Source organism: Pseudomonas sp. JBR1 (assembly GCF_028198185.1).
Taxonomy (GTDB): Bacteria; Pseudomonadota; Gammaproteobacteria; order Pseudomonadales; family Pseudomonadaceae; genus Chryseomonas; species Chryseomonas oryzihabitans_E.
On the sequence record NZ_CP116340.1, the window covers coordinates 2252976 to 2267516 of the forward strand.

The 14541-nt window shown below is 64.2% G+C and carries 11 protein-coding genes; 3 read left to right on the top strand and 8 right to left on the bottom strand.

What is annotated here, in order from left to right; all coding sequences use genetic code 11:
* Nucleotides 1-64 precede the first annotated feature (64 nt).
* Entirely contained in the window at nt 65-1459 is a 1395-nt protein-coding gene (gene sthA, locus PJ259_RS10470; RefSeq protein WP_059315854.1) for a Si-specific NAD(P)(+) transhydrogenase, read from the bottom strand.
* Between the two features lie 209 nt (nt 1460-1668).
* Nucleotides 1669-3111, bottom strand: coding sequence for a glyceraldehyde-3-phosphate dehydrogenase (locus PJ259_RS10475; protein ID WP_017639775.1), 1443 nt, complete (start codon nt 3109-3111; stop codon nt 1669-1671).
* 154 nt (nt 3112-3265) lie between these two features.
* Between PJ259_RS10475 and mfd the strand changes: the two genes are divergently transcribed.
* Entirely contained in the window at nt 3266-6715 is a 3450-nt protein-coding gene (mfd, locus tag PJ259_RS10480) for a transcription-repair coupling factor (RefSeq protein WP_271655699.1), read from the top strand.
* Between the two features lie 44 nt (nt 6716-6759).
* On the opposite strand, the gene PJ259_RS10485 is transcribed toward mfd, so the two are convergent.
* From PJ259_RS10485 to PJ259_RS10495, 3 genes are all read right to left on the bottom strand, one after another.
* Nucleotides 6760-7500 (bottom strand): S-methyl-5'-thioinosine phosphorylase, encoded by a 741-nt coding sequence (locus PJ259_RS10485; RefSeq protein WP_271655700.1) that lies wholly within the window; start codon nt 7498-7500, stop codon nt 6760-6762.
* Nucleotides 7501-7511: 11 nt separating this feature from the next.
* Entirely contained in the window at nt 7512-8504 is a 993-nt protein-coding gene (gene nagZ / locus PJ259_RS10490; RefSeq protein ID WP_271655701.1) for a beta-N-acetylhexosaminidase, read from the bottom strand.
* 80 nt (nt 8505-8584) lie between these two features.
* Nucleotides 8585-9295 carry a TetR/AcrR family transcriptional regulator gene (locus tag PJ259_RS10495; protein WP_271655702.1) on the bottom strand — a complete coding sequence of 237 codons (711 nt, stop codon included), beginning with the start codon at nt 9293-9295 and terminating at the stop codon, nt 8585-8587.
* Nucleotides 9296-9531: 236 nt separating this feature from the next.
* On the opposite strand from PJ259_RS10495, the gene lexA reads away from it, so the two are divergent.
* Together lexA and sulA are read left to right on the top strand one after the other, a co-directional pair.
* A complete protein-coding gene (lexA, locus tag PJ259_RS10500) occupies nt 9532-10143 on the top strand; it encodes a transcriptional repressor LexA (RefSeq protein WP_059315859.1) in 612 nt (203 codons plus the stop codon).
* Nucleotides 10144-10326: 183 nt separating this feature from the next.
* A complete protein-coding gene (gene sulA / locus PJ259_RS10505) occupies nt 10327-10827 on the top strand; it encodes an SOS-induced cell division inhibitor SulA (protein WP_059315860.1) in 501 nt (166 codons plus the stop codon).
* A gap of 66 nt (nt 10828-10893) precedes the next feature.
* Here the strand turns inward: sulA and PJ259_RS10510 are convergent, their stop codons facing one another.
* The 3 genes from PJ259_RS10510 to topA all read right to left on the bottom strand — a co-directional run bounded on the left by PJ259_RS10510 (nt 10894) and on the right by topA (nt 14444).
* Complete coding sequence (locus tag PJ259_RS10510; RefSeq protein ID WP_007162387.1) at nt 10894-11130, bottom strand: hypothetical protein; 237 nt, start codon at nt 11128-11130, stop codon at nt 10894-10896.
* Nucleotides 11131-11260: 130 nt separating this feature from the next.
* The gene (locus PJ259_RS10515) at nt 11261-11779 is read right to left on the bottom strand and encodes a DUF6586 family protein (protein ID WP_271655703.1); all 519 of its coding nucleotides are present in this window, start codon (nt 11777-11779) and stop codon (nt 11261-11263) included.
* A gap of 58 nt (nt 11780-11837) precedes the next feature.
* A complete protein-coding gene (topA, locus tag PJ259_RS10520) occupies nt 11838-14444 on the bottom strand; it encodes a type I DNA topoisomerase (protein ID WP_271655704.1) in 2607 nt (868 codons plus the stop codon).
* Nucleotides 14445-14541: the final 97 nt, after the last annotated feature.

Here is a 14541-nt window from a genome sequence, read left to right on the forward strand (position 1 = left end):
GGCATTGCTGGGCTTCGCTACGCTCAACCCAACCTACGGGTTATCGCGAAGAGAACCGGCCCGCTCAAAACAACCGATTCAAGCCATCGAACGCCGCCACCCGGTAGGCCTCGGCCATGGTCGGGTAGTTGAAGGTGGTGTTGACGAAGTAGCGGATGCTGTTCGCCTCGCCTTCCTGGTTCATGATCGCCTGGCCGATGTGCAGGATCTCTGACGCCTGGTCGCCGAAGCAGTGCACACCCAGCACCTGCAGGGTCTCGCGGTGGAAGAGAATCTTCAGCATGCCCACGGGTTCGCCGGAGATCTGCGCCCGCGCCATGCTCTTGAAGAAGGCCTTGCCGACCTCGTAGGGCACCTTTTCCTGGGTCAGTTCACGCTCGGTCTTACCCAGTGAGCTGATCTCGGGAATGGTGTAGATGCCGGTGGGGATGTCGTTGACCACCCGCCCGTTGTTGTCGTGCAGGATGTTGTCCGACGCCGAGCGGCCCTGGTCGTAAGCGGCACTGGCCAGGCTCGGCCAGCCGATGACATCGCCCGCGGCATAGATGTTGGCGACCGAGGTCCGGTAGTTTTCGTCCACGGTGACCTGGCCACGGCTGTTCACCGAGATGCCGACGTTCTGCAGCCCGAGCTGGTCGGTGTTGCCGGTCCGGCCGTTACACCACAGCAAGGCATCAGCGCGCAGCTTCTTGCCAGACTTCAGGTGCAGGATGACGCCGTTCTCCTGGCCCTCGATGCGCTCGTATTCCTCGTTGTGACGGATGAGCACATTGTTGTTCTGCAGGTGGTAGCTCAGGGCGTCGGAGATCTCGTCATCGAGGAAGCTGAGCAACTGATCGCGGTTGTCGATCAGGTCCACCAGCACGCCGAGGCCGCTGAAGATGGAGGCGTATTCGCTGCCGATGACACCAGCTCCGTAGATGATCAGCCGGCGCGGGGTGTGGGTCAGCGACAGGATGGTGTCGCTGTCGTAGATGCGCGGATGGCTGAAGTCGACATCCACCGGGCGGTAGGGACGCGAACCGGTGGCGATGACGACCTGCTTGGCCACCAGGCGCTCGAGGTCGCCGCGCTGGTTGACGATCTCGATGGTGTTCTCGTCGGCGAAGCTGGCGGTACCGAAGAACAGGTCGACCCGGTTGCGTGCGTAGTAGCCGGTACGGGAGGACACCTGGCGGGCAATCACCCGCTCGGCACTGCGCAGGACATCGGGAAAGGAGAACCAGCGCGGCTCGCCGATGGAGCGGAACATCTCGTTGGTGTTGAACTGGATGATCTGCTTGACCGAATGGCGCAGCGCCTTGGAGGGAATGGTGCCCAGGTGGGTGCAGTTGCCGCCGACCACCTGGCGATTGTCCACCACCGCCACGCGGCGGCCGTTCTTGGCGGCGTTCATCGCCGCGCCCTCGCCTGCCGGTCCCGAACCCAGTACCACCACGTCGTAGCTATAGACCGCCATGCTTTCTCCTCAGAAGGTTAGCCGTCCGCAGGCGACGGCTGGAGCCGGACCGCCTCGTGAGAGGTCGCGTCCGGCGTGAGATCGCCCCAGGGGGCTGCGACCTCTTGTCACGGGCCGCTATTGTGGCGCAAAACCCGACCAAAACGAAAACGGGAGCCATCTGGGCTCCCGTTTTTTCTTGCAAGTCAGCCTTGCCTAGAACGCAAGACTCAGGCCGGGAAGGCCGGCGGATTAACGCCCGCCATCTCTTCCAGCACCCGCACGACCTGGCAGCTGTAGCCGAACTCGTTGTCGTACCAGACATAGAGTACGACGCGGTTGTCGCTGACGATGGTGGCACCGGCATCGACCACGCCCGCATGGCGGGAGCCAACGAAGTCGCTGGATACCACTTCCGGCGAGTTCACGAAGTCGATCTGCTTGTGCAGCGGCGAGTGCAGCGCCATTTCACGCAGGTACTCGTTGATCTCGTCCTTGCTGGTGCCGTTCTCCAGGTTCAGGTTGAGGATCGCCATGGAGACGTTGGGCGTCGGCACGCGGATGGCGTTGCCAGTCAGCTTGCCAGCCAGTTCCGGCAGTGCCTTGGCCACGGCCTTGGCGGCCCCGGTCTCGGTGATCACCATGTTCAGCGCAGCGCTGCGGCCACGGCGATCGCCCTTGTGGAAGTTGTCGATCAGGTTCTGGTCGTTGGTGTACGAGTGCACGGTCTCGACGTGACCGTTGACGATGCCGTACTTGTCGTTGACCGCCTTCAGGATCGGCACGATGGCGTTGGTAGTACAGGATGCCGCGGTGACGATGGTGTCTTCGGCGGTGATGGTGTCATGGTTGATGCCATGCACGATGTTCTTCAGGCTGCCCTTGCCCGGTGCGGTCAGCACCACGCGGGAGACGCCCTTGCACTTGAGGTGCTGGCCCAGGCCTTCGGCATCGCGCCATCTGCCGGTGTTGTCGACCACGATGGCATCCTGGATGCCGTACGCGGTGTAGTCGACGGTGGTGGGATCGTTGGAGTAGATCACCTTAATCAGGGTGCCGTTGGCACACAGGGTGCTGTTGGCCTCGTCGACGGTGATGGTGCCGTCGAAGGAACCGTGCACGGAATCGCGACGCAGCAGGCTGGCGCGCTTGACCAGGTCGTTGTCGGCGCCCTTGCGCACGACGATGGCGCGCAGACGCAGGCCGTCGCCGCTACCCTGGTGCTCGATGAGGATGCGGGCCAGCAGGCGGCCGATACGACCGAAGCCGTAGAGCACCACGTCCTTGCCTTTGCGCTGCTCGACGCCCTGCTTGCCGACCACTGCGGACAGCTCGCTGCGCAGGAAATCCTTGAGGTCGCGGCCAGCGCCCTCGGCCTTGAACTTGAGGCTCAGGCGGGCCAGGTCGATGGACGCGGCGCCCAGTTCCAGCTCGCTCAGGGCCTTCACCAGCGGGTAGGTGTCCTGCACGGACAGCTCGACATTGTCGATCTGGCGGGCGAAACGATGGGCCTTGAGAATGGAGATCACCGAACGGTTGACCAAACCGCGACCGTAAATGGAGGTCACAACATTGTTATTACGGTACAGCTGACCAATCAGGGGAATCATGGCCTCGGCGAGCGCTTCGCGATCGATCCATTCTTCAAGGCACTGCTCAGGCTTCTGACTCACGACAAATCCTTCCCTATGTAGGAGCTGAAAAAAGGAACTACATTATGACCGCGCTGCCTGTCCCAGGCAATCGACGCGCGTCGCTGCACTGACAGCGCGAAAGCCCGGTCGTTACAATCCCAACCCTCCCAAAATCCACCGGAGTTCCGCCCGCGTGTCAGTTTTGCGTACCCCGTCAATTCCTGAAACCGCCGGTCGCCAGCAGTGGGGCAACCTGCCCGGCGCCGCGCTAGCCCTCGCCATCGCTGAAGCCGCCAAGGCCGCGACACGCCGCTTCACCCTGCTGATCACCCAGGACAGCCAGACCGCTGATCGCCTGGAGCAGGAACTGCGCTTCTTCGCCCCCGAATTGCCGGTGCTGAATTTCCCCGATTGGGAGACGCTGCCCTACGATGTCTTCTCGCCGCACCAGGACATCATCTCCCAGCGCGTCGCTACCCTTTATCGGCTGCCGGAGCTCTCCCACGGTATTTTGGTAGTCCCTCTGTCGACTGCCCTACACCGCCTGGCACCCACGCGGTTCCTGCTCGGCAGCAGCCTGGTGCTCGACGTCGGCCAGCGGCTGGACGTGGAAGTCACCCGCGCGCGCCTGGAAGCAGCTGGCTATAGATATGTGGATACGGTGTACGAGCACGGCGAGTTCGCCGTGCGCGGCGCCCTGATCGATCTCTTTCCCATGGGCAGCAGGCTGCCCTACCGGATCGACCTGTTCGACGACGAGATCGAGACGCTGCGCACCTTCGACCCGGAGACGCAGCGTTCCATCGACAAGGTCGACAGCATCCGCCTCCTGCCGGCACGGGAGTTCCCGCTGCACAAGGAAGCCGTAACCGGCTTTCGCGCGCGCTTCCGCGAACGCTTCGACGTCGACTATCGCCGCTGCCCCATCTATCAGGATCTGGCCAGCGGCATCACTCCGGCGGGTATCGAGTACTACCTGCCGCTGTTCTTCGACGAGACTTCCACCCTCTTCGACTATCTGCCGGCCAACACCCAGGTGTTTTCCCTGCCGGGCATCGAGCAGGCCGCCGAACAGTTCTGGACCGATGTGCGCACCCGTTACGAGGACCGCCGGGTCGATCCGGAGCGACCGCTGCTGCCGCCGGCCGATGTCTTCCTGCAGGTGGAAGACTGCTTCGCCCGTCTGAAGAACTGGCCGCGGGTGGTCATAGGCGCAGATGATCTGGAGTCCGGCGTGGGCCGCGAGCGCTTCACGGCGCGGGCGCTGCCGGATCTGGCCATCGATGCCAAGGCCAGCCAGCCCCTGGCGGCGCTGGAGCACTTCATCACCGACTTCCCCGGTCGCGTGCTGTTCACCGCGGAAAGCGCCGGCCGCCGCGAGGTGTTGCTGGATCTCCTGGCCCGGCTGAACCTGCGGCCCGGTCAGGTCGAAGGCTGGGCAGCCTTTCAGGCCAGCGCCGAACGTATCGCCATCGCCCTGGCACCGCTGGACGAAGGCCTGGTACTGGATGAGGCCGGCGTCGCCCTGATCCCGGAAAACCCGCTGTTCGGCCAGCGCATCATGCAGCGCCGCCGCCGCGAGAAGGGTCGTGACGCCGGCGAGAACGTCATCAAGAACCTCACCGAGCTGCGCGAAGGCGCGCCGGTGGTGCATATCGACCACGGCGTGGGCCGCTACATGGGTTTGATCACCCTGGAGCTGGACGATCAGCCCCAGGAATTCCTGCTGCTCGAATATGCCGACGACGCCAAGCTGTACGTGCCGGTGGCCAACCTGCACCTGATCGCCCGCTACTCGGGCACCGACGACGCCCTGGCGCCCTTGCACAAGCTGGGCTCCGAAACCTGGCAGAAGGCCAAGCGCAAGGCCGCCGAACAGGTACGGGACGTGGCCGCCGAGCTGCTCGACATCTATGCCCGCCGCGCCGCGCGCAAGGGCTATGCCTTCAAGGACCCGGCAGCCGACTACGCCACCTTCTCCGCCGGCTTCCCCTTCGAGGAGACCCCGGACCAGCAGGCTGCCATCGAGGCGGTGCACAAGGACATGCTGGCGGGCACGCCCATGGATCGCCTGGTCTGCGGCGACGTGGGCTTCGGCAAGACCGAAGTGGCCATGCGGGCGGCCTTCATCGCCGTGCATGGCGGGCGCCAGGTGGCGGTGCTGGTCCCCACCACCCTGCTCGCCCAACAGCACTACAACAGCTTCCGCGACCGCTTCGCCGACTGGCCGGTGCGGGTCGAGGTGATGAGCCGCTTCAAGTCGACCCAGGAGGTCGCCGCCGCCGCGCGCGAGCTGGCCGACGGCAAGATCGACATCATCATCGGCACCCACAAGCTCCTGCAGGGCGATGTGAAGTTCAAGGACCTGGGCCTGGCCATCATCGACGAAGAACACCGTTTCGGAGTGCGACAGAAGGAGCAGCTCAAGTCGCTACGCAGCGAAGTGGACATCCTCACCCTCACCGCCACGCCCATTCCGCGCACCCTGAACATGGCCGTGGCGGGCATGCGCGACCTGTCCATCATCGCCACCCCGCCCGCGCGGCGTCTCTCGGTGCGCACCTTCGTCATGGAGGAGCAGAACGCGGTGATCAAGGAAGCCCTGCTGCGCGAACTCCTGCGTGGCGGCCAGGTGTACTTCCTGCACAACGAGGTCAAGACCATCGAGAAGCGCGCCCGCGAACTGGCCGAACTGGTGCCCGAGGCCCGCGTGGGCATCGGCCACGGGCAGATGCGCGAACGCGATCTCGAACAGGTGATGAGCGACTTCTACCACAAGAGATTCAACGTGCTGGTGGCCTCGACCATCATCGAGACCGGCATCGACGTGCCCAACGCCAACACCATCATCATCGAACGCGCCGACAAGTTCGGTCTGGCCCAGCTGCACCAGCTGCGTGGCCGGGTCGGCCGCAGCCACCACCAGGCCTACGCCTACCTGCTCACGCCGCCACGCAAGGGCATGACCCCGGACGCCGAGAAGCGCCTGGAGGCCATCGCTGGCGCCCAGGACCTGGGGGCCGGCTTCATCCTGGCGACCCACGACTTGGAGATCCGCGGCGCCGGCGAACTGCTCGGCGAAGGCCAGAGCGGCCAGATCCAGGCAGTGGGTTTCACCCTCTACATGGAAATGCTGGAGCGTGCGGTCAAGGCCATTCGCAAGGGCGAGCAACCCAACCTCGAGAAACCCCTGGGGGGCGGTCCGGACATCAACATGCGTATCCCCGCCCTGATCCCGGAGGACTACCTGCCCGACGTCCATGCGCGGCTGATCCTCTACAAGCGCATCGCCTCGGCGCCGGACGAAGACGCCCTCAAGGAATTGCAGGTGGAGATGATCGACCGCTTCGGGCTCCTGCCGGAACCGACCAAGAACCTGGTGCGCCTGACACTGCTCAAGCTACGTGCGGAAGGCCTGGGCATCGTCAAGGTGGATGCGGGGCCCCAGGGCGGACGCCTGGAGTTCGCTGCCGACACCCAGGTGGATCCGCTGGTGCTGGTGAAGATGATCCAGGCGCAGCCGAAGAAGTACCGGCTGGAGGGCGCGACCCTGTTCAAGTTCCAGGTACCGATGGAACGCGCCGAAGAACGCTTCAACGTGCTCGAAGCGCTCTTCGATCGCCTGACGCCGGCCGCCAGCTGACCAACAGGCCGCCTCCGGGACCTCCCGGAAGCGGCCTGGAGCTATCAGCCCGCCAGCACCTCGGCCAGCACCTGGCGAACCTCGTCGATACCGCTGGCCAAGACGGCTTCGATCTCGGCCATGGTGATCTCTCGCTGCACCTTGCCGGCCGCCGGGTTCACCACCAGCGCCAAGCAGGCATAGGGCAAGCCCAGTTCGCGGGCCAGGGCCGCTTCCGGCATGCCGGTCATGCCGACGATGTCGCAGCCGTCGCGTTCCAGCCGGACGATCTCCCCTGCCGTTTCCAGGCGTGGCCCCTGGGTCGCGGCATAGACGCCGTGGTCGCTATGCGGCAGTTGCAGCTTGCGCAGTGCACCCAGCAGACGCTGACGCAAGGGCTCGTCGTAGGGAAAGCTGAAGTCGATGTGGGTGACATGGTCGAGGTCCGCGCCTTCGAAGAAGGTATGGCCACGCCCCCAGGTGTAGTCCACCAGCTGATGGGGCACGCACAGATGGCCGCTGCCCATGGCGGCGTGAATGCCGCCCACGGCATTCACCGCGAGGATGGCCTCGGCACCGGCCTCCTTGAGCGCCCAGAGGTTGGCGCGGTAGTTGACCTGATGCGGCGGGATACGATGGGGATGGCCATGGCGGGCCAGGAACAGCACCGGTCGCCCGGCAAAGCGGCCGCGCTGCACGGGTGCCGAGGGCTCGCCCCAGGGGGTATCGAACGTCTGGGCCTCGTCCAGCTCCAGGCCGGCGAGCGCGGTGAGGCCGGTGCCTCCGATGATGGCGTAGGTGGTCATGGATACGTCCTCTAGATGAGTTCAGCCTGGCGCAACCGCCGCAGCACGTGGCTCCACTGCGGCTGCTGCCGATAATCGAGATCCACGTGGCGACGGGCTCTCATGCTGGCCAGGCGTGGCGAGGGCGAGACGCCCAGCTGCTGCACGCGGCTCAGGGCCAGTTCGGCCGCGGCGCGATCGTTGCAGACCAGCCCCATGTCGCAACCGGCCTCCAGGGCTGCCGCGACGCGCTGTCCGGCATCGCCAGCGACGTGGGCACCGGCCATCGACAGGTCGTCGCTGAAGATGACGCCCTGGTAGCCCAGCTCACCGCGCAGGATGTCCTGCAGCCAGCGCCGGGAAAAACCGGCCGGCTGGGCATCGACCGCAGGATAGATGACGTGGGCGGGCATGACGCCGTCCAACCTCGGCAGCAGGGCCCGGAACGGCCGCAGGTCGGTGCGCTGCAGGGTGTCCAGGTCACGCTCATCGGTGGGGATGGCGACGTGGGAATCGGCTTCCGCCCAGCCGTGTCCGGGAAAATGCTTGCCGGTGGCGGCCATGCCGGCCTCACCCATGCCGGCGATGAAGGCGCCGCCCAGTTCGATCACCTGTTCCGCGTTACCAAAGGACCGCGCGCCTATGACCTGGCTGCGTTGGTAGTCGACATCCAGCACCGGAGCGAAGCTGAAGTCCAGGCCCACTGCCAGGACCTCGGTCGCCATCAGCCAGCCACAGAGCCGACTCAATTCGACGCTGTCCGCTCGGCCGCTCAATTGACCCATGGCCGGCAGGCGCACCACGTCGCGGCGCAGGCGCTGCACACGGCCACCTTCCTGGTCCACGGCCAACAGCAGCTCGGGCCGCACCGCGCGAATGGCGCGGCACAGCTCCCGTACCTGGCCGGGCGTTTCGATGTTGCGGGCGAACAGAATCAGTCCGCCCACCTCCGGTTGGCGCAGCAACTGGCGATCCTCGGCGGTAAGCCAGGTGCCAGCGATATCGACCATCAGGGAGCCTTGCATGGGTACCTCGTCCGAATGCTCCGGCGCATGGCGCCGTGAAAGGGACGCAAGCTTACCCCAGGCGCCCTTGGCGCCGCAGCCTAGTAGGTCTCGGCCGTCTCCACCGCGACTGGACGTCGCGGCCGATACTGCGCCTGGGCCAGTTCGGGCTCCTGCATCGCCGTGGGTGCGCGCATGCCGGTGGCCAGGAAGGGCACCATCAGCCGCAGCACCCGGTCGGTGTGGGTATCGACGCCGAAGTCGTTTTCACCAATTGCCCGCAGCGCCTTGATGCCGGACATGCTGAACACCGCCGCGCCCAGCATGAAGTGGGCACGCCAGAACAGCTCCAGCGGCGGAATCTCGGGCACGGCTCTATTCACCAGTAGCAGGAAGCGGCGGAAGGCCCGGCCATAGGTCTGCTCGAGGTATTTGCGCAAATGGCCCTGGCTCTGACTGAACGCCAGGCCCAGCAGGCGCATGAACACCGAGAGGTCGTTGCCGTGCCGAGGCTTGATGGCCAGGGAATGATCCACCAGCAGATTGAGCAACGCCTCCAGGCTCACCTCTTCCCCGTTCTTTGGCTGCCACTGATCCAGATCCCGCTCCAGGTTGAAGCAGAAGGGATCGAGAAAGCGCGAGAACACCGCCTGGATCAGGGCCTTCTTGGAGCCGAAGTGATAGTTGACGGCTGCCAGGTTGACCCCGGCTCGCGTGGTGATGAGTCGCAACGAGGTTTCGGCGAAGCCGCGCTCGGCGAACAACTGTTCGGCGGCATCCAGAATGCGTTCAACGGTATCCGACTGCGCCATGACCTTCCTCGATAGATGAATTTCCGTTTGAAACATATGTTTCAAACGCTACCTAAGTCAATCGCAGGCTGGTCTGCGAACAGCCATGCGAAGCCCTGGAAGGCACGTCATTCCGTCATTTGAACGCTATTTGCCGTGAATCCGGCCTGTCGTCCGAAGCCAGGGGCAGCGGCCTTGCCTAGCACCCGGAGTTACTGTATATAATCACAGCATCATTAGACGACGCGACGTGCATCATGCTGAAACTGACACCGCGACAAGCCGAGATTCTGGCCTTCATCAAGCGTTGCCTCGAAGCCAATGGCTTTCCGCCTACCCGCGCGGAGATCGCGCAGGAGCTTGGTTTCAAATCGCCGAATGCGGCTGAGGAGCATCTCAAGGCCCTGGCCCGTAAGGGCGCCATCGAGATGACGCCGGGTGCCTCCCGGGGCATCCGCATTCCGGGTCTGGATACGACGCGCAAAGCCGATGAAAGCCTGCCGGTCATCGGTCGGGTGGCTGCTGGCGCGCCCATTCTGGCCGAGCAGAACGTCGAGGAAAACTGTGCCATCAATCCGGCCTTCTTCCAGCCGCGTGCCGACTACCTGCTGAAGGTCAAGGGCATGAGCATGAGAGACGTCGGCATCCTCGATGGCGACCTCCTCGCGGTCCATGTGACCCGTGAGGTGCACAACGGTCAGATCGTCGTGGCTCGGGTGGGCGATGAAGTCACCGTGAAGAGATTCAAGCGCTCGGGCAACCAGGTCACCCTGCTGGCGGAAAATCCCGAGTTCGCCCCTATCGAAGTCGATCTTTCCAGCCAGGAATTCGCCATCGAAGGGTTAAGCGTTGGCGTCATCCGCCGCTAACGTCTAGGGCTGGCCTGCGGGCCAGCCTCTTGTCACCGCCTTTTGCCTTACGCCGAAGTCTTGATCGGGGGTATCTGTTCGCGCTCCGGAAAGCGCTCAAGACCAGGCTGAGCACAGTGACGTCATGTATCCGTGGTACATGACCTCAAGTGGATTTGATCGAGTCGCCTCCAGGAGGTCGCCATGCAATTTCCCCTGATGTTCGATGCACCGCGCTCGTCCGTTCAAGAGCTGGACCTGGCACCTGAGTTCCTGCTGCAGGAACTCACCGCCTTTCTGCCCAAGTCCGGCAAGCCGGCACGGGAGCTGCCAGCCGCTCCGCTGCCGGATACCTTCAGCGAGATGTCCCTGCATGGCAGCCAGGAACAGTGCCTGCAACTGCTGGCCCCCATCCTGCGCCAACTGAGCGACAAGGACGATGCCCGCTGGCTGACCCTGGTCACCCCGCCATCGCTGCTCAGCAATGCCTGGTTGCGCAGCACCCATCTGAATCCGGAACGGGTGCTTCTGCTGCAGACGCCGAGTGCTGCCAAGACGCTGCAACTGGCCTGCGAAGTGCTCCGCAAGGGGCAGAGCCACACGGTGATCAGCTGGCTGCACGACCTGAGCGATGCGGGCAAGCAGCAATTGGCGCGCGCCGCGGCACAAGGCCACAGCCAGAGTCTGAACGTCAGATTCGCGTAGGGAGCAGGCGGCGGTACGTGATGTAGCGGCGGCATTCCAGGGCGGAATGCCGGATCGAGAAAAGAATCAGTGCAGGACGCGCGGTTGATCGTCGCGCTGGAGGCTATCGCCTTCGGCCAGTCGACCGGCCATCTGCACACCCAGGTTGAACATGGCCTTGGCCACCTCTATCTGCTGTCCATGCAGGAAATCCTTGGCATCGCTGGAAAACTCCAGGGTAACGAGGGCTTCCTCGTCGTCCGCACGGCGCAACACGATGCGACCATCGGAGAGTTCAACGATTTCCAGGTAGGCAGTAGTCATTCAGTATCTCCACAGCTAAGCGGATAGTGTAACAGCGTGGGGTCTGAGAGGCTGACTTGCCTGAGCCTTTTTCGACGGTCTGCAAGGCCAGCATCCTGGCAGCCTTGGATGAGTTGCTGGTGGAACGGGCCTACCACTCGGTCATGGCACCGCGGAATCTGAGCGCCGTCTGCTTGAGGCTTTCGCGCCAGGCTTCCACTTCTTCAAGACCCAGTTCCGGCTCGGCCGGTTCCAGACTGACCGCCTCGATCAGGGCCAGCGTCGGGTCCTGCTTGGGCCGTCGTGGCGCCTGGGGCGGTTGCAGCAGTCGCTGGTATTCGGTGATCAGCCGTGCCAGCCAGGTCTCCGAATTGCCAGCCAACTCGACCAGCTCGCCCATTTCCGGACTGGGCGCCTCGTTCAGTGCCTCGGGGCCGAGTAGAACGGCGAGCGACGTGGCCTCCATGGTCGGGTGGCGATAGAAGCCCGCTACCTCCTGACAGAGGCCCAGCAGGGCGCCATGCAGGTGGAACAGACAGGCCTCGCGTTCGGCCATGATGCGGCCCTGGCTTTGCGCGGAAGGCGCCGCCTGAGCCGAGCGCCAGCTTTCCAGGGCCAGACCGGCAAAATAGAGCTTCTGGTTGGTGCGGGTGTAACGCTCGTTGGCCATGCCCTTCTCCTGGAGCCGACTCACGCCGGCCGCCTGTCTCCTGCCAGAACCCAGGGCTCTAGCGCTTTTCTTCCACCTGCCACTTCTTGCCGTCGTAGAAGGCCTTCCAGCCGGTGGGCTTGCCCTCGACCTCGGTCTGCACGTACTGCTCCTTGGTCTTGCGGCTGAAGCGGATCACCGCCGGGCGACCTTCGGAATCCTTCACCGGAGCACTCAGCAGATAATGGTACTTGGGATCGATCTCGTCGCGATGGGGCAGCAGTTCGCTGACCAAAGGCGCACGGGTTTCACGATTCTTCGGAAAGCCGCTGGCAGCCAGGAACAGCCCCGAAGCACCGTCACGTAACACATAGGTGTCGTCGACCTTTTCGCAACGCAGCTCCGGCATGGGCACGGCGTCCATCTTCGGTGGTGCGGGCTCGCCATTCTTGAGCAATTTGCGGGTGTTCTTGCAGGCTGGATTGGTACAGCCGAAGAACTTGCCGAAGCGGCCCGTCTTGAGCTGCATCTCGCTGCCGCACTTGTCGCACTCGAGCGATGGACCTTCGTAGCCCTTGATGCGATAGCTGCCTTCTTCGATTTCGTAGCCCGGGCAGTCCGGATTGTTGCCGCAGACGTGCAGCTTGCGATGCTCGTCGATCAGATAGGCGTCCATCGCGGTGCTGCAGATGGGGCAGCGATGCTTGCCGCGCAGAACCAGGGACTCGGACTCGCCCTCGTCGTCATCGGCGATCTCGTCGCCCGGAACCAGGTTGATGGTGGCCTTGCAGCGTTCCTTGGGCGGCAGGGCGTAGCCGGAGCAGCCCAGGAAGACGCCGGTGGAGGCGGTACGGATCATCATCGGCCGGCCGCAGAGCTGGCAGGGAATGTCCGTCAGGGTCGGCTGATTGGCTCGCATGCCCTTCTCGCCCGCTTCGGCGTATTCCAGCTTCTGCTTGAAATCCCCATAGAATTCGTCGAGCAGATTCTTCCAGTCCCGTTCGCCCTGGGCGACGTTGTCCAGATTGCCTTCCATGTTGGCGGTGAAGCTGAAGTCCATCAGGTTGGCGAAGCTTTCGTTCAACCGGTCGGTGACGATGTCGCCCATCTTCTCGGCATAGAACCGGCGATTGTGCACCGTTACGTAGCCGCGATCCTGGATGGTGGAAATGATGGCGGCATAGGTCGACGGCCGGCCGATACCGCGCTTCTCCAGCTCCTTGACCAGACTGGCTTCGGAGAAGCGGGCCGGCGGCTTGGTGAAGTGCTGGCTGGGATCGAGCTTGACCAGGCCGAGGTCTTCGCCCTGCTTCATCTCGGGCAGGACGTCGTCGTCGCCCGGCTTGCCCTGCTGGGGCAGGACACGGGTGTAGCCGTCGAACTTGAGGATGCGGCCACGGGCACGCAGCTCGAAGTCTCCCGCCGCGGCGGTCACCGTGGTGGACAGGTACTCGGCCGGGGGCATCTGGCAGGCCAGGAACTGGCGCCAGATCAGCTCGTACAGGCGCTCGGCGTCCCGCTCCATGCCCGACAGGCTGTTGGGCTTGACGTTGACGTCGGACGGGCGGATGGCCTCGTGCGCTTCCTGGGCGCCTTCGCGGCTGCCGTAGACGTTGGCTTTTTCCGGCAGGTACTGCTTGCCGAATTCGCTCTCGATATAGCCGCGAGCCATGGCGATGGCATCACCGGACAGGTTGGTCGAGTCGGTACGCATATAGGTGATGTAGCCAGCCTCATAGAGACGCTGGGCCATCATCATGGTCTTCTTCACCCCGAAGCCCAGGCGATTGCTCGCCGCCTGCTGCAGGGTGGAGGTGATGAAGGGGGCGGAGGGCCTGCTGCTGGTCGGCTTGTCTTCGCGCTTGGAGATGCGATAGCCGGCCTTCTCCAGCTTGGCCAGCGCGGCCTTGGCCTGCGCCTCGTTCAACGGCTTGAAGGCTTCACCCTTCTCGCGCACCACCTCGAAGCGAACCTGGTCCTTTTTCGGGGTGGCGAGGTCGGCGTGAATTTCCCAGTATTCCTCGGGGACGAAGGCGCGGATCTCACGTTCGCGCTCCACGACCAGCTTGACCGCAACGGATTGCACCCGACCAGCGGACAGGCCACGGGCGATCTTCGACCACAGCAGCGGCGAGACCATGTAGCCGACCACGCGATCCAGGAAGCGACGGGCCTGCTGGGCGTTGACGCGGTTGATATCCAGCTCGCCGGGCTGGGAGAAGGCCTCCTGGATGGCCTTCTTGGTAATCTCGTTGAAGACCACGCGCTTGTAGCGCGAGTCGTCACCACCGATGGCCTCCCGCAGGTGCCAGGCGATGGCCTCCCCTTCGCGGTCCAAGTCGGTTGCGAGATAGACGGTGTCGGCGTCCTTGGCCAGGCGGCGCAGTTCCTCGATCACCTTTTCCTTGCCAGGCAGGATCTCGTAGTGCGCCTTCCAGCCGTGTTCGGGGTCGACGCCCATGCGGGTGAAGAGCTGGCGCCGGGCCTTTTCCTTGGGTGACAGCGCGGGCGCCTCGGCGGCGGTCTTGCGCGTCTTGGCGGCGGGCTCCTTGGCGGTGCCGGCGCCGCTGGTGGGAAGGTCGCGGATATGGCCGATGCTCGACTTCACCACGTACTGGTTACCCAGATACTTGTTGATGGTCTTGGCCTTGGCCGGGGATTCCACGATGACCAGCGATTTACCCATGGGAGAGTCAGATTCCTGCTTGAAAGCGGTGAGCGAGCGAAAGGCGAGCGCCGGGACGGCGGATGGAGGACCAGAACGACTTCAGTCTGGTGCGCCG